The organism is Bacillus sp. FSL W8-0102 (assembly GCF_038007225.1).
Taxonomy (GTDB): Bacteria; Bacillota; Bacilli; order Bacillales; family DSM-4216; genus Bacillus_O; species Bacillus_O smithii.
On the sequence record NZ_JBBOWT010000001.1, the window covers coordinates 2,601,771 to 2,621,541 of the forward strand.

Below are 19,771 nucleotides of genomic sequence, written 5' to 3' on the forward strand. Positions count from 1 at the left end.
ATTACACTTCATGCCATTCACCCACCGCAGCAACGATTGGATTAGGTACTCGAACATAAACGGATTGCGATGCAAGAGACCCTACAAGCTCGTCCATATCATGCACTCTTGTCAGTAAGTTCCCCTTGCTCGGCAGCTCTCTTTCCGTTAGCAGAGATTCTATCAAATTCGTACGATCACCCAGTTGAGCTTTTAATTGATTCAACTCTTCTTTAACCATGATCAACAAACGGTTTTCATCTATTAAACGGTTCACTCCGAACGCGTTGATTAAACCAAATAAATGATTAAACAATACGTAGTAGCAAAAACGCTCCTTTGCAATAGCATCGTCGCATGCTGTGTCGCTTTTTTCGTTTAAAGTGCCAACCAGTTCTTTAAGAGCTTCCGCTTTTGATCTCATAAAATAATAGCCTTGGTTATCGCGATAATAGAAAGTGGATGGATAACCTTCTTCGTCCAGTTTGACGATGGAGTTTTGCTGATGGGCTTCTAAGGCAATCCCATACATTTCGTATAACCAGTAAAGAGGCCGCAAACTGATCTCTAAATAACGAGCAAACCACTCCTCGCTCACTTCCGCAACGGAAGTCCCTTCTCGATGTGCAATGTCCAAAATGATGTTGGTTAGATGGGAACGTCCTCCTGTAATATGGTCTTGACATAACGCCGCTAATAAAGTAGTCCGAAGTTCATTTCCTTCTTGAAATGGATTATCACGAATGACGACTTCAAATCCAGTTTCATAAGAATCGGATTTTAACGAAATATAAGCAGGATCTTCAATAATGCGAAATGAAGGGTGCTGTTCTTGTAATTGTTCACGAATCTCTCCGTGAAGCAAACGACTCACTTCCACCCCGCGATGCAGCTCTTTTCGCTTATTAACACGCAACGAATTGGTGATTTTCACCGGAATCGAAAATTTATACATGAACTTTGCCTCTGGGTGGTATACAGTCCGTACGGAAGAAGTTGGATAATATTTTCTTCCATGAGGTCCAAGATAAGCCATTTTCCCTGATTGGATCAGGTCACACACATATTCATTCCCCAAAAGCTTCCTTGCCTGAAGCGGGTGAACTGGTATAAGAGAAAAACCATCTTTCTGACAATATTTTTCTTTAAAAGCTTTTGAAACCAAAGGATCATACAACAGTTCTTCTTTAATAAGAGTGGATGCCTTTTTTGCCAATACAGAATCTTCTTCCACCAGTTCATTCACAATTCGAAAATAATGAAGCTGAAAAGCTCCTTTTCGTTCAGGAGCAAAGATATGCTCTTCATCTTCATCGATTCCTTGTCGGCTTTTCGGCGTCGGATGGAGCTGGTGTCCGACGATCAATGACTGTTCCGATTGGAGGTAGGTTTTTTCTTTTTGATAGCATTCTTCTATATCCTTTCTTTCTGTAAGAATGGTTTTCATATTCTGATAGCTTAAAAGGATACGAAGGATCAGTTCGTCTGAATGAATGGGCTTGTCCGATTCGAGTCTGCATTCTTTTTGAATCAACAAAGCCAATGTGACATAGTCGAGTTCTTCCATTTCCCCATCTCTCAATTGATAATAAATAGGAGATGAATAGAGGTGGCGGCCTGTTGGCGACTTATACTGAACAGGAACATATACTGTAACAGACTGCTGACCAAAAGAAAGTACTAATACATAGGGAATATCTGGTATTTGGACTTGAACAGGAATGTCATCCGGATGCTTCCATTCCCCTCTTCCCGTCTCTTTTACATAACAATTAATTAAGTTTTGCATCGTAATGTGGCTCGTAATGAATGGAATATTCATGCCTTTTCTCTCCTTGCTCTTTCTCTATTTTTTCTCCCAATCTCTTCATCCGTTCTATATGTTGCTTCATATGATCGATCGTATTAAGCGGATTAAGCATCGTGCATTTTAAATATAGTTTTCCATTTTGTTTTGTTTTGGCTATAATCAACTCGCCGTTTTCGTAAAGGGCTTGCTGCATCTTACGGTTCATTTCATCCACATACTTTCGGTCTTCCATACGTTGTGACGGTAAATAGCGGAACAGAATGGCATTCATTTCCGGATGGACCGGTACTTCAAAACAAGGATCTTTTTTCATGAGCGATGCCGTTTCTTTCGCTAAATCAATCGTATAATCAATCATCTGCCCCAAGAGATCGGTCCCTAATAATTTGAAAGTCATCCATAATTTCAAAGCGTCGAAACGCCTCGTTGTCTGAACACTTTTTTCAACAAGGTGGATCATCCCTTTTTCCTGATCTTCCTCAGGATTCAAATAATCCGCATGATAAGCAATACGGTGAAAATCTTGCTTATTTTTCACAAAAAAAGCACCGCAGCTGATGGATTGATAGTATAACTTATGAAAATCGATGGTGATCGAATCAGCCAAATGCAATCCATCTAATAAAGACCGATATTGATGTGAAAAGAGAAGCGCTCCGCCATAGGCGGCATCGACATGAAGCCATAATCCTTCGTCCTTTGCCAATCGTGCCGTCTCACTTATACTATCAATGCTTCCAAAATCTGTTGTCCCTGCTGTCGCTACTATCATAAAAGGAATCAATCCTTCTCGACGAAGCTTTTTCAGTTTGTCCCTCGCATCATCTATGGACAGCTTCTGCTGATCATCTGTCGATACTGTCACTACGGCATTCGCTCCCAATCCAAGCTGTGCGGCCGACTGCTGCACAGTAAAATGAGCATGCTCCGAGCAAAGGATGCGCAGCTTATTTGCTTCATATGGCAAACCCTTTTGATGGGCATTCACCTTGAAGTACGTTTCACATGCTTTATTCCGAGCAAGCAGCAATCCCATATAATTAGATTGAGTGCCCCCGCTTGTAAACACACCATCAGCTTCATGAGAATAGCCAATTTTTTGAGTAAAAAATTTCACAAGCGCCTCTTCCACATAGGTAGCAGAGGGGCTTTGATCCCATGAATCCATCGACTGATTTAACGCTCCAATCATCGTTTCTGCCGCAATCGATGGAAGCAAAGGGGGACAATGCAGGTGTGCCATAGCGGAAGGATGGGAAATCCATAACGAATCTCCCACAATAACGTCTTGAATTTCCGCCATCACTTTCGCTACTTCTTGGCCGGCGATTGGAATGTGGAGCGCCTCCTTCACTTTTTCCTCTATCTCCAAACAGCTTGTCCCGGAAAACGGCTTTTTCGCCTTTTTCGTTTGTTCACATATTAATGTCATGATCTCATCCATGAGTAAGCGATAGGTTTTCTCGCTTTTACCGTCAGGATGAAGAAACCATTTTTGAAAATTGGAATTCATGCCCATCACCTTCTAGCGCAATCCAAAATAAGATTCAGCATTTATTACGGCTTCATAAAACCGCTGCAACACATCACCGATTTGTTCTTTTGAAATAATTAACGGCGGCAACAGTCGAATGACGGAGCTGAAACGACCCCCAACTTCCAAAATCAACCCGCGGTTAAAACATTCTTGCTGAATCTTCTTGGCAAGCTCTGGATTGGCAGGGTAACTTCCGATCGCATTTGGCTGTTTGGTCGGATCAATGATTTCAATCCCGATCATAAGACCCCTGCCTCTTACATCACCGATGGAAGAAACTTGTTTTTGCATTTGTTTTAATTGCCCCATGGCATATTGTCCTAATTCATGAGCATGCTCTGGCAAGTGATGTTCTTTCACAAACTGTATAGTGGCTTTTCCCGTTGCCATTGCCATTTGGTTTCCGCGAAACGTTCCAATATGGGCTCCCGGCTCCCATTGATCAAGACTTCTGTCATAAAGAACGACGGATAAAGGCAAACTTCCTCCGATGGCTTTGGATAAAACAAGAACGTCCGGTTCGATTCCTGCATGTTCAAAAGCAAACATTTTTCCCGTTCGACCGATCCCCGTTTGCACTTCATCAATGATAAGAGGAATATTACGTTCTTTAGTGATTCGTCGAAGTTCTCTGAGCCATTCGATCGGGGCTGGAATCGAACCTCCCTCTCCTTGAACCACTTCCACAATAATTCCTGCCGGAGAAACGATTCCACTCTCTGGATCGTCTAATAAATGTTCAATGTATGTGCTGCTGATACGGTGTCCTTCCGCTCCTATGCCAAACGGGCAGCGATATGCATACGGATACGGAAGAAAATGAGTATCAGGAACAAGCGCGTGAATCTTCTTTTTAGGATTTTTCGTTCCGGAGATACTCAACGTTCCATGAGTCGAACCGTGATACCCTCCTTGGAATGATAATATCGTTCGATTTCCCGTTGCTGTTTTCACAAGTTTCAAAGCAGCTTCGACTGCATCAGCTCCCGTTGGTCCACAAAAATGGATTTTTGACTTTTCAGCAAACGAAGAAGGTAAAGAAGCAAATAGTTCATCAATAAAGGCTTCTTTAATTGGTGTGGTTAGGTCAAGCGTATGTAATGGTACATACGCTTGCAGGACTTTTTCAATGGCTTCTCGAATCACTTCATGATTGTGACCCAATGCCAGCGTACCCGCACCTGCCAAACAATCAATGTACTGCTTGCCGTTCATATCTGTTATATAAATGCCTTCAGCTCTTTTAATCGCAAGAGGGAGTCTTCTTGGATATGACCTGGCATTCGATTCTCTTTTTTCTTGCATCGCCAATAGGTCTTGATTTCCTACATGTGTAAAAACAGGTGCTTTCATCCTTCACCACTCCTTTATTTTTCTCATTCTCCATTCATAACAGAAAGAGGGGGTTTCTATTCATATATTGAGAATGATTTTCATTATCGATTGCAAGTATTATCTTAATTGATAATGATTATCATAGTCAATATCTTTTTGAAAAAATGATAATTTTTTCCTTAATTAGAAAAAAGGGTATATTATTTAAAAAGGTTTTAAATCTTTTAATTTTTCCTAGTTTCTGTTGTTTTCAAGCTTCACTCTTAAAAATCAAATTCAAAACGGAAACCTAACCCCGTCATCCATTAATAGAATTGAATGACAAAGTACCTACTCTTGTCCTCTTCCAATAATGGAATGAGAAAATGAATTCCATATGATTGGGATAAAAGCCATAAAATAAGAAATGAATGATTCAAATTCGAATGTAAATCATCTAAAAACAATAAAGGGTAACCAAATATTGGCTACCCCTTAGCGAATTAAGCTTCCGGTCTAAATGTTTTACAATCTGTTTCTTCAGTACTCGATGCCTGTTTTCCTTTGTGACTGACCACATAAATAGTATCTGCACTGCATTTGTTTCCATTGCTCCAATATTTACAATTATGAACTTCACAAAGAACATCTTGAGCCATATTAGTATCCCTCCCTAATGGTTATGATTCGCCACTTTTCGGTTATCGATACTTATTTTTTGTCCTCATTATTTTGTGATGCATACAAGAAATGTCAAAAAGGCTTCCTTATCATATAAAAGGACTAGTTGAGTTTTTCTCCAATCCATGAGTAGGTGCTTATTTCGAATTTTACTAAAGTACTCCTTGCCCCAGAAACTATAAAGCATAACGGCTGAGAATGAAAATATCCACTTAAATTATCAAAATTTTCTAAAAATATATTGCGTATGGACCATTGTTTTTTTAAAATAAACTCATGGTTCTGATATATGTAAGCGATTTCAGAACTGAATCATTTATAAAGGAGTGACGAATATGGAAAACAAAGAGTTGCAATCATCATCCCCGCTGGAAAGCACAACGATCGACTACGAAAAAATCGCTGCCAGCGAACCATTTCAACATCTTGTTAAATCAAAAAGAAAATTTCTTGTACCACTCACAGTATTCTTTCTCGTTTTTTACTTTGCGCTTCCTTTTCTAACCTCATTTACTAAAATGTTAAACCACTATGCCATCGGCGATATTTCTTGGGCTTGGATTTTCGCCTTTGCCCAATTTATCATGACTTGGACGCTTTGTACGGTATATGTCAAAAAGGCAAACAAATTCGATGATATGGCAGGAAACATTTTGGAAGAATATAAAAACAAGGGGAGTAACGTATGAGTATAACGGCATTTATTTTATTTGTTATTATTGTAGGCATTACCCTTGTGATTACGTACTGGGCAGCGAAGAGAACCAAAACGGCTAGCGAGTTTTATACAGCCGGCGGCGGACTCAACGGCTGGCAAAACGGTTTGGCGATTGCGGGCGACTACTTGTCTGCCGCATCCTTTTTGGGAATTGCCGGAGCGATTGCCTTAAACGGATTTGACGGGTTTTTCTACAGTATTGGCTATCTTGTTGCCTATTTAGTTGTTCTGTACATCGTGGCGGAGCCATTGAGAAACCTTGGAAAATATACTTTGGCAGACATGATTACCGCTAGGTTCAACCAAAAGAAAATCCGCGCGGTTGCCGCCATCAACACTATTGCCATCGTGATCTTTTATATGATCGCCCAACTTGTCGGGGCGGGAGCACTCATCCAATTATTGCTCGGCATTGATTATTGGATCGCCGTTTTAATTGTCGGCATCATGATGACAATTTACGTGCTGTTCGGCGGAATGACCGCCACAAGCTGGGTGCAAATCATTAAAGCCGCCTTGTTAATGCTTGGAACGGTCATTATTTCTTTCTTAGTTTTAATGAAATTTCATTTTAACCTATTCAATATGTTTACTGAAGTAAAAAACGCTACACCTCATGGCGAAAACTTTTTGCATCCGGGAATTAAATATAAAGATCCGATCGATACGATTTCGATTACGCTGGCATTAGTACTTGGAACAGCAGGCCTTCCTCATATTTTAATGCGCTTCTTCACCGTAAAGGACGCAAAAACGGCCCGCAGTTCTGTCGCTGTGGCCACTTGGGTCGTGGGATTGTTTTACATTTTGACCATCTTTCTGGGCTTCGGCGCCGCTGCCTTTGTCGGGTCCGAAAAAATCATTCAAGCGAACGCAGCAGGGAATATGGCCGCTCCGTTACTGGCGCAAGTGTTGGGCGGAGACTTCCTCATGTCTTTCGTATCTGCCGTCGCTTTTGCAACGATTTTAGCGGTTGTAGCCGGGCTCGTTTTATCGGGGGCTTCCGCTTTTGCACATGATATTTACGGGCAGATTATCAAAAAAGGAAACATAACGGAAAAACAACAAGTGTCAGCTGCTCGTTATTCTTGTATTTCCGTCGCTGCATTATCCATCATTTTAGCTTTATTTGCTCAAAAAATGAATGTGGCCTTTCTTGTTTCATTAGCATTTTGCGTGGCAGCCAGCGCCAACTTGCCCGTCATTCTATTTACGATTTACTGGAAAAAGTTTAATACGGCAGGAGCCATTACAGGAATGCTTTCCGGTCTGGCTTCATCCCTTATACTCGTCATCATAAGTCCAAACGTGATCGCTCCGGAACCAGGCGCCGCGATTATAGTCGGAAAACCGCTTATTTCATTAACCAATCCTGCCATCATATCCGTGCCAATCGGATTTTTAGGAGCTTATTTAGGTACCGTTTTGTCGCCAAAACGAGATGACAAAAAATTCGCTGAAGTGACGGTCAAAGCCAATACAGGCTTAAAATAATTTTCTTTCATCTATAGGAAAGTCATCAATCCGTCACCAGAAGCTGTTCCCGTTTTGCGGCATTTCTTCCTTTGCTTTCGGAAAATCTATTTTCAAACGGATCTATATCTCGGTAAAAAGAAAACACGCAACCCTCTTCTTTTCTCTATACTTGAATCGACCTGAAGCAAGCAATAAAGAATGGGGTTGCGTGCAGTACGATTTTTACATGACTCTTCCCTGATTAAAAGATGGTCCAGTCATTTTGATAGAATGAACAAATTTCGGAGGATATACTTTCATTTCTGCGTTTCATACAAATAGTGCTTATGGACTCATCATTCCATGAAAAAAGCGGATTGATTTTACGATGAGGCTAAGTACTGAACAAAATAAGACAAAACAATGAGGAAGAAATTCGCTGCAGAGCACCTGTTGCCCATACCAACTCCTGAATGGTCTTATCATGATGTATAACACGGATTAGAATTTGAACCCAAAACCGCCATAACATGGAAAAATTATTCAATTTGCTTATATGTTTCGTAAACATAAGGATTTTTCGGTCGAGGAACAACGTGAATATCTTCTAACTTTAACTTAGGCAATATATTATTTTGATAATTCACTTTAGATAAAATACCGGTTACTTTGACCCATGTATCTTTTTTATAGTTGGCCAGATTGTCTCCCTCTACCAATAATCCATAGACAGAAGCATCGGCTATGCAGCAAGAAACAACAAACCGGGCAACTACTAATTGATTGGGACGAAATTGTTCTTCGCGATACACAAATCCTGTTATTTCCACTTTTCTCCCTACCATATGATCCAGGTTCTCATCGATCATACTGAGGGTGTCAACATAATGGGCATCATTTACAACGATTGTCCTTTTTCCTGCTGATCCATCGTTTGCAACGTTTAAATTTCCACTCTCGTTCTTTGCAGAATGGGCACTGCTGCTGCCGGAAAGATTTTTTGAATCATCTTTTTGCTTCACTAGGCTATATTGGATGCCTTTATTCTTCACAGCAGAGCTTTCCATAACATGGTTTGAAAAAACAAATCCTATAAGAAGAGGAAAAAACATCATGGAATACAGACCTATATTTTGGGCAAACGAAGAATTTTCTTGATGATCAATACCACACTGGCAATGATAATTTGTCTCCTCATCAGAAGTGCTTCGTACAATTTGAATAATGCCTAAAATCAAAAATAATAAAGTTGAACATGAGATTAAAGGTAACATTCTGGGAGAAATATAATTCAATATTTGATCGGTTAATAACAATTTCAGCCATAACAAAGCAAATCCTATTAAAATCAGCCCTCGAAGATAAGCATGAAATCTTTCGCTAAAAACGTTTTTCAAGCTCCTTCTCTCCCCTATAAATGCGCTGTTTGTAAATAAAGAACGGAAAGATAAACCACTGCAACCATAAACAGAATGAGAGTCAAAACAAACGGTGTTTTAAAGTAAGAAAATAACATAAGAGTATTCTTCAAATCTAACATCGGTCCAAATACTAAAAAGGCCAGAATCGAACTATAAGAAAATGTATTCACAAACGTTTTGGCTACAAAGGCATCAGACTCTGAACAAATAGAGAGAAGATAGGCCATTCCCATCATGATAATAGGAGACGCATGATCATGGTGACTTAACGATAACAGCCAATCTCTTTTCACAAAAGATTGAAAAATGACAACGCATAAAGATCCGATGATTACGTATTTGCTTGTTTCAAAAAACTCATCTATTGCGTGATATAGAAACTGTTTTCCTTTATTAGGATAATCCTCTATCTTTTCCTCTCCTTGTACGACTACCTCTCTCCTATTTCTTATAGGGTTGTAGCGGCGAAAACAGATAAACATCAAAATGCCAAGGACAATGGAAATGAAAAAAGCCAGTCCCATTCGGAGGTATACGATTTCTCGTTGACCTTGAAAAGCATAATAGGTAGAAAAGAAAACAATCGGATTTATAATAGGAACTGCCGTTAAAATCGTGACTCCGATATACGGCGGCATCCCCTTCTGAATGAATCGCCGAATGACCGGGATGATGGCACATTCGCATATTGGAAAAACTAGACCTAATAGTGCAGCCGGTAATAACATGAAAAGTCCTCGTTTATGAAATATCCTTTGGATGACCTTTTCAGGAATAAAAATTTGTATCAAAGCGGAAAAACAGACACCTATAAGAATAAAAGGAAAGGATTCCAACAAAATACTCAGAAAAATAGTCATTTGATTTTTGATAGAATCCGGCAAGGCAATGTCGATTTTGGATGGGTCATGAATAAACAAATAGATCAGACAAATAAATAGCAAAAAACCAATAATATTTCTTACGAAAGTGTACAAATAGGAAACGATCATTGTTTTTCCTCCGCCAATCTTGATCACTTTTTTAATAGTCTATGAAAAATCGGATAAAAAATGACCGAAACTAATAGAAGATTCCCTATCAAATCAAACATAGCTTTTCCCCAAGGAATAGAGCAAAAGCCGCATAACGATCAACCCATTTCAACGGACGGAAAAATCCCTTTAAATTTTATATATTGGTGTATGGAATTGTTTCCCTTGCCACCTCTCAAAAAAGACAAACCCAACTTGAGAAGATGAGTTTGTCGACATTTAGAAGAAAACCTTTTTAGGCAAAAGAAACCTCCAAATAGCTTCTCTCCCTATATGACAAAAAGTTATGGTCATGAAGAGAACTCATGTTCAAACTGTTCTTTTATTTTTTGAATAGCGAAATGTTCTCCAATGAAAATCATACTCGGAATCATATTTTGATTTCTTGTACGAATAGGGTACATTCTCACGTTTTTAGGTGCATATTGTACTTGATAGAAATCTTCTTTCCCCTCTAATCTGACAATTCCTTTGGCGCGATACAACTCATCGGGAAGAGAGTTCAGCCATTTCACCAACGTTTTTTTAGATGCAGCAGACACATTTTCAATTCTCACTGCTTCAATGAATGCATGATGATGAACGTATTCATGAACATCACCTTTTCTGTCATGAGACAAATGATTGATCGTAAAACGCTTCATAAATACTTCATTAATAGGAATTTTTCCAAAAGTAGTAAAGTGAATTGGAACTTCTTCTGACACCAATTGATGAAGCTTTTCTTCGATTTTATGAAGTTTATTTTTAGACACTTGGTCTAATTTATTCATAACAATATAAGTTGCACATTGAACTTGATCTTTCAGAAGCTGAATTAACTCTGAAGACGAGGAGAAAATGCTAAGATGGGATAAAAAGTTTCCTGCATCAATGACGCTAATAATGGAGAAAATGTCAAATACTTTACTATATGTTGGCTGTAACAGAACTTCCATTAATTCAATCGGATTTGCTACTCCTGTTCCTTCAATGAATAAAACATCAAACGTTTCCCGTTCTTTCATTAGCTGATCTAATGTTTCTTTAAAATTGGATTGAATGGTACAACAAATACATCCGTCTAATATTTCAATGACACGCTGATCTTCGAATAAATGGCTTTCGACATTGACCGACCCCAGTTCGTTCAGAATGATAGCCGGTTTTTGATTTCTTTTTTTGCATGCTTCCATTAGATTCAGAAGAACTGTAGTCTTTCCGCTTCCTAAAAATCCACTCATGATATAAACGGGTTTTTTCATTTTGCTGCTCCTTTTCCAATAAAGATTTAAATCGCATTTAGATTAGATGTTGATCGCAATACTTTCTTAAACTGAAAAAGTCTTCACCAAAGCAGTTTTAAATCGGAATGATTACTATTTACCAAACCTATTACTATATATATTCTTTTTTGCGGCTGACAGAACGAAAATAATCAATGAAAAACAATGTAAAGATTGAATGAAGAAAGCCATTTCTATATAAAATATTTTGTTTTTTCAGAAAATATTAAACAAGATTAAGTTAAACCTATCGGGCTTCTTCCATCCTTCTAATCAAACGGAGGCCTTGTTACCTGCATCTTTATAACTAATATCTTTCAAAAGAGATAGCCAGGCAGAATGCGAGCATAAAGTATAAAAGCTTAAGCAAGAGTTCTTGCTTAAGCTCCTTGACACATACAATACTTGATAAATCAAATATTTGAACAGAAAAAGTTGGAAAGAGCGTAATGAATTCATTTTGTTCTAGGAATATCAGGAATCCATATTTTTAGGTTGATGTGTTATGAATCTCTTCATTTGTAATAATAATTTTTGAATCACAAATCCAACCAATAAAATGACAACAAGCAATAATGTAATCGTCGCCCCGGGTGGAGTCCCCAGCTTATAGGATGAAATAAGTCCGGAAAAGATGCTGATTCCTGCTACTGCAATCGCTGTGATGAACACCATTTTAAATCCCTTTGCCATTCTGATAGCAAAAGCAGCGGGCAGAACCAATAGTGCTGAGACTAGAAGCACTCCAACCATGGGGATAATAATTGAAATGCACAATCCTGTCATGACGCTAAAAGACAGCGATAAAAGGTTCGTATTCACCCCACTGGTGAAAGCAGTATCTTCATCGAATGTAAGCAAATATAAAGGCCTTCTTAAAAAAAGAAAATAAAGCAACAAGAGTATTGTGACTCCTATCATTTCATATAACTGCCGATCCGTAATGGTCACAATCGAGCCAAACAAATATTGTTCAATATTTGTGGTCATTCCGCCTTCTGTCAAGCTTAACAGGAACAAAGCGAATGACAAACCTGCTGCCATTAAAATAGCGATGGATACTTCTGAGTAGGTTCGATACGCCCTCCTCATATATTCAATTCCAATGGCTCCTGCGATAACGACTAAAATACTGGACAGTATAATAGGCGAATGGATGAAATATCCAATGGCTACCCCGGCTAGAGAAATATGAGATAATGTATCAGCCATTAAAGCTTGTCTCCTTAAAACAAGGAAAACTCCGAGCATTGGAGCGATAATGGCAATTAATCCGCCAGCCCAAAACGCCCGTTGCATGAATTCCAGGTTAAACATTTCCATCCGCCTTGCTCTCCCCTTTCTAAATGGATGATTTTATCTAAATATGGTTCTACTTCATTCTGCTCATGAGTCACCATAATGACCGTGCGATGATGTTGTTTGACTTGGTGATGCATAAATTTATAAAAACCTTGCCGGCTTTCATAGTCCATTCCTGTTGTAGGTTCATCCAATACGAGTAAATCCGGATCAGATGCCAATACTCGTGCAATACAAATTTTTTGTTTTTGACCACCTGATAAATCCCCGATTTTATGATGGCGAAATTCCCACATTCCCACCATTTTTAACGCATTTTCTACTTTTTTATGATCGGTTTGACTCAATCTCTTTAACCACTTCCCGCGTCGAAACCTTCCCGATTGAACTAACTCTAATACGGTGCTTGGAAATCCAACATTAAATGAGGCGATTTGTTGAGGCACATATCCGATGGTTAATCGTTTTCCTTGAATATTTTGTTTGCTGATGGTAACCGTTCCTTTCCAAGGCTTTAGCAAGCCTAGCATCACACGCAGCATCGTTGATTTAGAAGCTCCATTTGGTCCTGTAATTCCTACAAATTCCCCACTATGAATCTCAAAGGACACTCCGTTTAAAACGGGAGTATGCGAATATCCAAAAACAACATGATCTAAAGATACTAATTTCAACAGCTTCTCCCCCTTTCCTATAGAACAAATAAAAAGTGGGCGCCTATTTTGAAAGACGCACACTTATAAAATTAATGACCTCTGCACAAAATTATGGATTCACTAATGATTTTTTCAAAGAGTCTAGATTTCTTTTCATGATTTTCACATAATTAAGACCTTTATCTTGCTCTTCTTTGGTTAAACCTTCTAAAGGACTTAATACCTCTGTTTTCGCACCTACCTCATTCGCCAAAGTCTGAGCTACTTTAGGTGAAGCAATCTCTTCAAAATAAATGATTTTCACCTGATGCTTCTGGGCAAATTTTTTGAGTTCCGCTAATCGTGCCGGACTAGGCTCTTGTTCAGGAGTAAGTCCCGAAATGGGAACTTGTTTCAGCCCATACTCTTTGGCTAAATAACTAAAAGCAGTATGTTGTGTAATAAATTCCTTTTTTGGTGCTTTTTCAAGTGTCGTGCGGTATAAATGATCAAGTTGTTTCAGTTGCTGAATGTATGCTTGACTGTTTTTTTCGTAATAGGCTTTATGTTCAGGATCTTTTGCCACAATGGCTTTCGTAATGTTTTCCACTTCTTTTTGAGCTAATACCGGATCCAGCCATACGTGAGGATCTAAATGAGATCCTTTATCTCCTTCTTCTTCCTCTTTAGCCCCTTTTATCAAAGAAATCCCTTTACTAGCATTCACAAATTTTACATTATTTATACTTTTTTGGAGATCAGGAGCCCATGTTTCCAGCTCAGGGCTGTTATAAATCAGCAGGTCTGATTTTTGAATTTTTTCGATATCTTTAGGAGATGGGTCCCAATCATGCGGCTCTACATTGGCAGGAATTAAAAGATCTACTTGCGCTTTGTCTTTTGTAATGTTTTTCGTAAATTCATACATAGGGTAGAATGTAGTCGCAATATGTAGCTTAGAATCTTTCGAACTAGATTGGCTTTCATTGTTGCTACATCCTGCAATCGCTAATGAACACATCAGCAATGCCAAGAAAACCTTGAATCGGAAGCGTTTCATCCTCTTTTCTCCTTTTTTATCGATTTATCTTAAATGGAATGGATATTCGCAAATCAAAATGATTACGATTTTGTCGTGTTAGAATAATACTATTAGAACTACAGTGTAGTCAAGTAAAAGTTCTATTCTTTATTCTTTTACTTTCTTGAAAAAGAAAAGAACACGATTATTCATTGCAAAAATGATTTCACTTCTAAATCTTAGTCCATTGAATCAAAGAAAATTACCAGCTTGATTTTTTCACGCCCGGAATCTGTCCTTTATGAGCATACTCACGAAAAGCAATGCGTGACATTTTAAATTTTCTTAAGTATCCACGTGGCCGCCCAGTTATTTCGCATCGATTTCTCAATCGCGTTGGAGATGAATCACGCGGTAACTTTCGCAATGCCTCATAATCTCCTTTTTCCTTTAATTCCTTGCGCAGGCCGGCATATTTCTCAACCATTTCTTGACGTTTTTTTTCTTTCACGATCTTTGATTTTTTAGCCATTTTTTTCATCCTTTTAAAAAATAAGTCTTTTCATCATCCAACATTCATTAATTGATAATTATAATCATTACGATTTACTAGATAGGCTGCTTACTTGCTTATTATGAAAATATACATACATAATGATCGTTTCAGAACCAGTACATTGAATCCCTCCTTTTTGTTATAAATCGTAATGATTACGATTTATAACGTATTATAAACGAACTTTGCTGCCATTACAATATATTCTCAAGAAAGATTTTTACGCATACAAACGCAAAGACAACAGAGAAAATGTCTTCCCTCTTATTATTGAAACGTCTTGGCTATTGAATAGCCTAATGGAAAACAACATCATGATTCTTACAAGGAAACAATGACACGTTTAAGATAAAACTTTTATTCATTGTGAATTAACCAATAATAAAAGGCTTGCAGACTGTCAAGCAATTTTGACTTTGTCGACAAGCCGTCATTTTAAAAACCAGATCGAATTCTGCTTTAAACTGTAAGTATTTTTTTAGTTTGAACCCTTTTCTTCTGAAAAAAATTGCTTCTTTAGAGGGCAATGTATAGCGTCTGACAAAAAAGCCGTTCAATATTCCCCTATAAAATGGTAAGAAATACACACCGATTGAACTCATCGTACCGTTAAATCAGCTCTAAATACTCCAGCCCATATCGAATACCCCCATCATTCACGTGCTTGGTCGTGAAATCAGCAAAAGGCTTTACCTCTTCATGGGCGTTTCCCATCGCAATGCCCGTTCCAACATAAGAAAGCATTTCTTTATCGTTTAAACCGTCTCCGAATGCTACCGCATCATCAGGGGATAGTTTCAAGTGCTGCAGCATAGCCGCAATCCCTTTTGCCTTCGATAAATCGGAAGGAAGCACATCCATCGACAACGGATGCCAACGAATAAAAGAAAGATCGTTAAATTTCTCAAGGTAATGAATCTCTTCATGTTCTTGGCAATAGAGCAATGCTTGATAGATACTAGTATCCTTCCAATAATGCGGTTGGAAACCAGGCGACTCCAGCTTGAGAAATTGAAAACTTTCGACTACATGGGGATGCTGTTTTTTGTTCGCATAGCATTCTTTATGGCTCAAATAAACGATGGGATGGTTGAACCGATGGGAATATTGCTCCAATTGTTCCAAACTGGCGGGATGAATCGGTTTTTCAAAGATGACTTTCCCTTTATATACAACATACGAACCGTTAAAGCTTACAAAAGAATCAATTCTTAATTCTTCAGCAATATGACGAAAATGAAATGGGGCTCTACCAGTCGCAAAAGACACTTCAATGTTTCGCTCTTTCAGCTTTCGAATGGCCTCTTTTGTGTCAAGAGGTATGGTCGAATCTTTATTGACTAATGTGCCGTCAATATCGAAAAAGACGATTTTATAAGACATAGTTTCTCTCCCTACGTATTTTTTGAAAATAGTATTTTTTCACCCAATCACGATTTATCTGACCATTTTCATAGCTTATTTCAATCATCCCGCGAACAGAAGCTCCTTCCATTCATTTTATAACAAGAACGCAGCAAGAATGTCCAAACACGACACAAAATTGCCCGTACAGGACTTGTATGTATGTAACCTTCCATTTTAAGCAGATGCCTATAAAAAGAGTTTAATAAATGCTTTATCATTTTGATGATGAGGAGGATTCAATGTCATTATACGCATGAAAAATGACTTGGGTAAGGTTCCTCTAAGCCTATCCAACATATTCGCCACTGTATTGAAGATCTCCTTCATATTTAAAACTTTTCTTTACCTATAAACCTCCCGCTTTTCCCGGGAGGCTGGAAATGGTTTGCTGAATGCGTTCTAAAACGAAAAAATCCTTTGAAACGTCAACTTTCATCAACACCAATCATCGTTCGGGATATCTATAGCTGTCATTTCAGCTATCATTTTCGGCATAATCCATAAAATTTTTTACACCATCTATTTCATATATAAAATAGTACTCATCGCACAGCGTGAGGGTTTTATGATATTCCGGCAAGTCGTCAGTACTTTATCATTCCCGTTCAGTTGGCCACATTTCCTCGTTGTAAGCCATCTCCCAAAACATGTATTCAAATCGAGTCGTGTTCAAGAAAATTTCTTCCAGTCTCGCAAGTTCTGATTCTTGTTTTCCTGCTGCAAGATCATCGAGAAGATGGATACACCATTGAGCGAGTTCTCCAAATTCCTCCGAGCTGTACATTTGAATCCATTCCCCATAAAGTTCATGATCACTTGCCCCCGGCAAACGGCTTAATTCTTTTCCAATCTCCCAATAGCTCCACATACAAGGAAGTATAGCGGATACAAGTTCCGCAAGCGTACCATTTTGGCCGACATGCAGCATATAATGCGTATATGCCAGCGTAGTGGAAGAAGGTTTGGCTTTTTCAAGCTCCTCTTCGCTAATGTTAAATCGTTTCGCATATTGGCGATGAAGAGACATCTCCTCATTGATGGTGGAGTGCAAAAGCGCTGAAAATTTCCCCATTGTTTCTACATCATCAGCCTTAACAGCACCCAATGCAAATAATTTGGAATATTGAATCAAGTATAGGTAATCTTGAATCATATAAAATCGAAATTTTCTTGGATCAAGAGAGCCATCCCCCATTTCCTGTACAAAGGGATGAGAATGATTCTTTCTCCAAATAGGTTGTATTTTTTCGTATAATCTTTTACTAAATTTCATCATAGCCACTCCTTTTGTCCATCGGATTTCGTATGACACCATTGATAAATAAAGGTCAACATGACTTTCGTATAATCGACCAATTGATCAATCGATAGATGTTCATTCACAGCATGAGCGTTGTGCAAATCACCCGGTCCATAAATCGCTGTAGAAATACCGGCTTCACCTAGCCATCCACCGTCAGTGACTGTTTGGGACACATCTATGATAGGATCGGTTTTACAAACGTCTCGGTGCGAACGGGCTAACAATTGTACTCCGGGATGCGTAGGATCCACTTCCAGCGATGGAAAAATTTCACCGCGATCTTCAATCATGGAAGTGCCTCCCCATTTAAAAGTGGGGGGATTTTCTCTTAACCACACATCTCCTTGAGCTACCATTTTTAGATGCTCCTCGATTTCTTTTGCAACCTCTTCATAAGATTCATTCGGATAATAATGGACCGTGATCCATAATCGGCATTCATCCGCAATAAAAGCGGCATGTCTTCCGCCCTCAATCACTGCCGGGTTAATGGTATTGGATCCCGGAGGGAATCCCGGATAACTTTTCGTTACGGCCCAATGACGTTCCAGCTCCTGTAACCCCTCTATTACTTTCATCATTTTTTCAATCGCGTTTGCACCAAACAATCTCCCACCGGCATGGATCATGTTTCTTCTCATTGCATCGTGAAACGTTTCTTTACTTTTAACAGTGATCCAGCCGGTAATAACACCGCCTTGTCCTTGAATATGTAAGTCGCTTGTATCTACAACAACTGCAAAATCAGCCTTGTACCCGCGTTTACAGCATTGCAGCGTTCCTGCTTCGCCTACTTCCTCCCCAATAACCGATTGAAAGATGAGATCCCCCGGCAATTCAATCTCTGCTTCACGAAGCAATTGAATAGCAAACAGTGCTCCGGCTAGCCCGCCCTTCATATCTGCAGCACCACGCCCCACTACTACTCCGTCTTTCACTACTGGTTTAAAAGGATTCACTTCCCAGTCCTCATTTTCATCCACTTCTGCGACGTCAATATGACCATTTACAATCAGACTCTTATAATTTTGGGAGTTCTTTCCTTTTAAAACTCCCACCACATTAGGATCACCGGGATAAACATCCCACATATCAATCTTAAAACCTAGGTTCTTCAAGAATTCTGCCACAAATGATTGCGCTTCTTTTGTATTTCTGGCCGGCGGGGCAGGAGTTCTAAAAGAAATAAGCTTTTTCAATAGATCAATCAATTCTGGTTTTCGTTGATCGACTTGTTCAACAATCCGATGTAAATTTTGGCTCACCGAATACTCTCCCCCTTATATGCATAAAAAAACCACTTCTTGTTCAAAGAAGTGGCGACGGCATCATCCAATCGAAAAACAAAGCATGTCTTTCGAAAAAGATGACGACAACACCGCTTCCCTACGCTAGTATTACCTAGTTCAGGTGATAAGGGTTAAGGCCATTATGCCTCTCTCAGCTTTTCAAAAGCACCCCTAGTGGTGTATAACGATTCGATTTTATAAAAATTTTCCCGAAAATCGTAATAATGACTATTTTTGTTCATTTTAACATATCAAGACTACTTGTTCAATTGCACAGGAGGATTAGTATGACCTAGCAGCCTCAAGATTTTTCCAATAAGCAAACTCTACTCTGATTTAGAATGAAATCCACACTGAAATGGATTATAGAAACCCTTCATCTTAAGAATTTTACGAGCTCACTTTCCCTTCAAAAACCAATTCTTTTAAAGGTTTTCTCGTATTTGGATTTTCACGCTTCTGCAAGTTTTCATCAAGTATTTCTTTTTCGCCTTGATAACCAATAGCAATCACGGCATGTAGATCAAAATTTTGCGGAATATTTAACAATCTGCGAGCCTCCTCTCGATCAAATCCTCCAATGGCATGTGTTACAAGACCGAGCAAAGTGGCCTGAATTGCTAAATATCCCCAAGCAGCGCCAGTGTCGAACGCATGTGCACCATTAGGATCACCATTCTCTCTTTGTTTGTTTGAAGCAACTAGAACAAGAACGGGAGCCTTTTCTGCCCAAGTTCGATTAAAAGGATGAAGAAATTGGTGGAAAGTTGTTAATTGCTCAGATGTTTTCGCCACAATAAAACGCCAAGGCTGGTCATTATAGGAAGAAGGAGCCCAATGAGCTGCTTCAAGTACACTATACAAATCTTCATCAGAAACTTTCCGATCGGAAAATGCGCGAGGAGACCAGCGATTTAAAAATAAAGGATTAACGGAATGCGCAGCTTTTCGAAATTCTTTCACTTCATTGTATAGCTGTTCGACAGGATTTACAGTTAAACTCATTTAATATACCCCTTTTCAAATTTAAATGATGATTACGAA

The 19,771-nt window shown here is 38.9% G+C and carries 17 protein-coding genes and 1 riboswitch; of the genes, 2 read left to right on the top strand and 15 right to left on the bottom strand.

The window, feature by feature from the left end; genetic code table 11:
• Position 1: 1 nt before the first annotated feature.
• The 4 genes from N1I87_RS12425 to N1I87_RS12440 form a co-directional block, all read right to left on the bottom strand.
• Entirely contained in the window at positions 2–1,801 is a 1,800-nt protein-coding gene (locus N1I87_RS12425; RefSeq protein WP_341102032.1) for an IucA/IucC family protein, read from the bottom strand.
• Positions 1,752–3,302 (bottom strand): pyridoxal phosphate-dependent decarboxylase family protein, encoded by a 1,551-nt coding sequence (locus N1I87_RS12430; RefSeq protein WP_341102034.1) that lies wholly within the window; start codon positions 3,300–3,302, stop codon positions 1,752–1,754. The genes N1I87_RS12425 and N1I87_RS12430 overlap by 50 nt, the downstream gene beginning before the upstream one ends.
• 12 nt (positions 3,303–3,314) lie before the next feature.
• On the bottom strand, positions 3,315–4,679 hold the full coding sequence (locus tag N1I87_RS12435; RefSeq protein ID WP_341102037.1) for an aspartate aminotransferase family protein: 1,365 nt from the start codon (positions 4,677–4,679) through the stop codon (positions 3,315–3,317).
• A 464-nt stretch (positions 4,680–5,143) separates the two neighbouring features.
• A complete protein-coding gene (locus N1I87_RS12440; RefSeq protein WP_082142263.1) occupies positions 5,144–5,299 on the bottom strand; it encodes a DUF1540 domain-containing protein in 156 nt (51 codons plus the stop codon).
• 357 nt (positions 5,300–5,656) lie between these two features.
• On the opposite strand from N1I87_RS12440, the gene N1I87_RS12445 reads away from it, so the two are divergent.
• Together N1I87_RS12445 and N1I87_RS12450 are read left to right on the top strand one after the other, a co-directional pair.
• The gene (locus tag N1I87_RS12445) at positions 5,657–6,010 is read left to right on the top strand and encodes a DUF485 domain-containing protein (RefSeq protein WP_003354225.1); all 354 of its coding nucleotides are present in this window, start codon (positions 5,657–5,659) and stop codon (positions 6,008–6,010) included.
• A complete protein-coding gene (locus N1I87_RS12450; protein WP_341094996.1) occupies positions 6,007–7,533 on the top strand; it encodes a solute symporter family protein in 1,527 nt (508 codons plus the stop codon). Before N1I87_RS12445 ends, N1I87_RS12450 begins: the two co-directional genes overlap by 4 nt.
• A gap of 500 nt (positions 7,534–8,033) precedes the next feature.
• Here N1I87_RS12450 and N1I87_RS12455 read toward each other — a convergent pair whose 3' ends face one another.
• From N1I87_RS12455 to N1I87_RS12505, 11 genes are all read right to left on the bottom strand, one after another.
• Complete coding sequence (locus N1I87_RS12455) at positions 8,034–8,891, bottom strand: TIGR03943 family putative permease subunit (RefSeq protein ID WP_327804423.1); 858 nt, start codon at positions 8,889–8,891, stop codon at positions 8,034–8,036.
• 14 nt (positions 8,892–8,905) lie between these two features.
• A complete protein-coding gene (locus N1I87_RS12460; RefSeq protein WP_327804424.1) occupies positions 8,906–9,907 on the bottom strand; it encodes a permease in 1,002 nt (333 codons plus the stop codon).
• 332 nt (positions 9,908–10,239) lie between these two features.
• On the bottom strand, positions 10,240–11,193 hold the full coding sequence (locus tag N1I87_RS12465) for a CobW family GTP-binding protein (RefSeq protein WP_341102039.1): 954 nt from the start codon (positions 11,191–11,193) through the stop codon (positions 10,240–10,242).
• 495 nt (positions 11,194–11,688) lie between these two features.
• The gene (locus N1I87_RS12470) at positions 11,689–12,537 is read right to left on the bottom strand and encodes an iron chelate uptake ABC transporter family permease subunit (RefSeq protein WP_327797594.1); all 849 of its coding nucleotides are present in this window, start codon (positions 12,535–12,537) and stop codon (positions 11,689–11,691) included.
• Positions 12,483–13,190, bottom strand: coding sequence for a metal ABC transporter ATP-binding protein (locus N1I87_RS12475; protein ID WP_340404733.1), 708 nt, complete (start codon positions 13,188–13,190; stop codon positions 12,483–12,485). The genes N1I87_RS12470 and N1I87_RS12475 overlap by 55 nt, the downstream gene beginning before the upstream one ends.
• A gap of 91 nt (positions 13,191–13,281) precedes the next feature.
• Positions 13,282–14,211 carry a metal ABC transporter substrate-binding protein gene (locus N1I87_RS12480; RefSeq protein ID WP_341102042.1) on the bottom strand — a complete coding sequence of 310 codons (930 nt, stop codon included), beginning with the start codon at positions 14,209–14,211 and terminating at the stop codon, positions 13,282–13,284.
• A gap of 223 nt (positions 14,212–14,434) precedes the next feature.
• Complete coding sequence (gene rpsN / locus N1I87_RS12485; RefSeq protein ID WP_341102045.1) at positions 14,435–14,704, bottom strand: 30S ribosomal protein S14; 270 nt, start codon at positions 14,702–14,704, stop codon at positions 14,435–14,437.
• Between the two features lie 633 nt (positions 14,705–15,337).
• A complete protein-coding gene (locus N1I87_RS12490; protein WP_341102048.1) occupies positions 15,338–16,111 on the bottom strand; it encodes a Cof-type HAD-IIB family hydrolase in 774 nt (257 codons plus the stop codon).
• A gap of 619 nt (positions 16,112–16,730) precedes the next feature.
• Positions 16,731–17,408 carry a thiaminase II gene (gene tenA, locus N1I87_RS12495; protein WP_340396597.1) on the bottom strand — a complete coding sequence of 226 codons (678 nt, stop codon included), beginning with the start codon at positions 17,406–17,408 and terminating at the stop codon, positions 16,731–16,733.
• Positions 17,408–18,703: an acetylornithine deacetylase gene (locus tag N1I87_RS12500; RefSeq protein ID WP_341102050.1), complete on the bottom strand. Its 1,296-nt coding sequence runs from the start codon at positions 18,701–18,703 to the stop codon at positions 17,408–17,410. The genes tenA and N1I87_RS12500 overlap by 1 nt, the downstream gene beginning before the upstream one ends.
• A 101-nt stretch (positions 18,704–18,804) precedes the next feature.
• Positions 18,805–18,910, bottom strand: a riboswitch (TPP riboswitch).
• Positions 18,911–19,117: 207 nt separating this feature from the next.
• Positions 19,118–19,732: a nitroreductase family protein gene (locus tag N1I87_RS12505; protein WP_048622961.1), complete on the bottom strand. Its 615-nt coding sequence runs from the start codon at positions 19,730–19,732 to the stop codon at positions 19,118–19,120.
• Positions 19,733–19,771: the final 39 nt, after the last annotated feature.

What these genes read in the sequence shown, in the direction of transcription:
- N1I87_RS12425 (WP_341102032.1), bottom strand. Translation starts at nt 1,801, where the DNA reads ATGAATATTCCATTCATTACGAGCCACATTACGATGCAAAACTTAATT.
- N1I87_RS12430 (WP_341102034.1), bottom strand. Translation starts at nt 3,302, where the DNA reads ATGAATTCCAATTTTCAAAAATGGTTTCTTCATCCTGACGGTAAAAGC.
- N1I87_RS12435 (WP_341102037.1), bottom strand. Translation starts at nt 4,679, where the DNA reads ATGAAAGCACCTGTTTTTACACATGTAGGAAATCAAGACCTATTGGCG.
- N1I87_RS12440 (WP_082142263.1), bottom strand. Translation starts at nt 5,299, where the DNA reads ATGGCTCAAGATGTTCTTTGTGAAGTTCATAATTGTAAATATTGGAGC.
- N1I87_RS12445 (WP_003354225.1), top strand. Translation starts at nt 5,657, where the DNA reads ATGGAAAACAAAGAGTTGCAATCATCATCCCCGCTGGAAAGCACAACG.
- N1I87_RS12450 (WP_341094996.1), top strand. Translation starts at nt 6,007, where the DNA reads ATGAGTATAACGGCATTTATTTTATTTGTTATTATTGTAGGCATTACC.
- N1I87_RS12460 (WP_327804424.1), bottom strand. Translation starts at nt 9,907, where the DNA reads ATGATCGTTTCCTATTTGTACACTTTCGTAAGAAATATTATTGGTTTT.
- N1I87_RS12465 (WP_341102039.1), bottom strand. Translation starts at nt 11,193, where the DNA reads ATGAAAAAACCCGTTTATATCATGAGTGGATTTTTAGGAAGCGGAAAG.
- N1I87_RS12470 (WP_327797594.1), bottom strand. Translation starts at nt 12,537, where the DNA reads ATGGAAATGTTTAACCTGGAATTCATGCAACGGGCGTTTTGGGCTGGC.
- N1I87_RS12480 (WP_341102042.1), bottom strand. Translation starts at nt 14,211, where the DNA reads ATGAAACGCTTCCGATTCAAGGTTTTCTTGGCATTGCTGATGTGTTCA.
- rpsN (WP_341102045.1), bottom strand. Translation starts at nt 14,704, where the DNA reads ATGGCTAAAAAATCAAAGATCGTGAAAGAAAAAAAACGTCAAGAAATG.
- N1I87_RS12490 (WP_341102048.1), bottom strand. Translation starts at nt 16,111, where the DNA reads ATGTCTTATAAAATCGTCTTTTTCGATATTGACGGCACATTAGTCAAT.
- tenA (WP_340396597.1), bottom strand. Translation starts at nt 17,408, where the DNA reads ATGAAATTTAGTAAAAGATTATACGAAAAAATACAACCTATTTGGAGA.
- N1I87_RS12505 (WP_048622961.1), bottom strand. Translation starts at nt 19,732, where the DNA reads ATGAGTTTAACTGTAAATCCTGTCGAACAGCTATACAATGAAGTGAAA.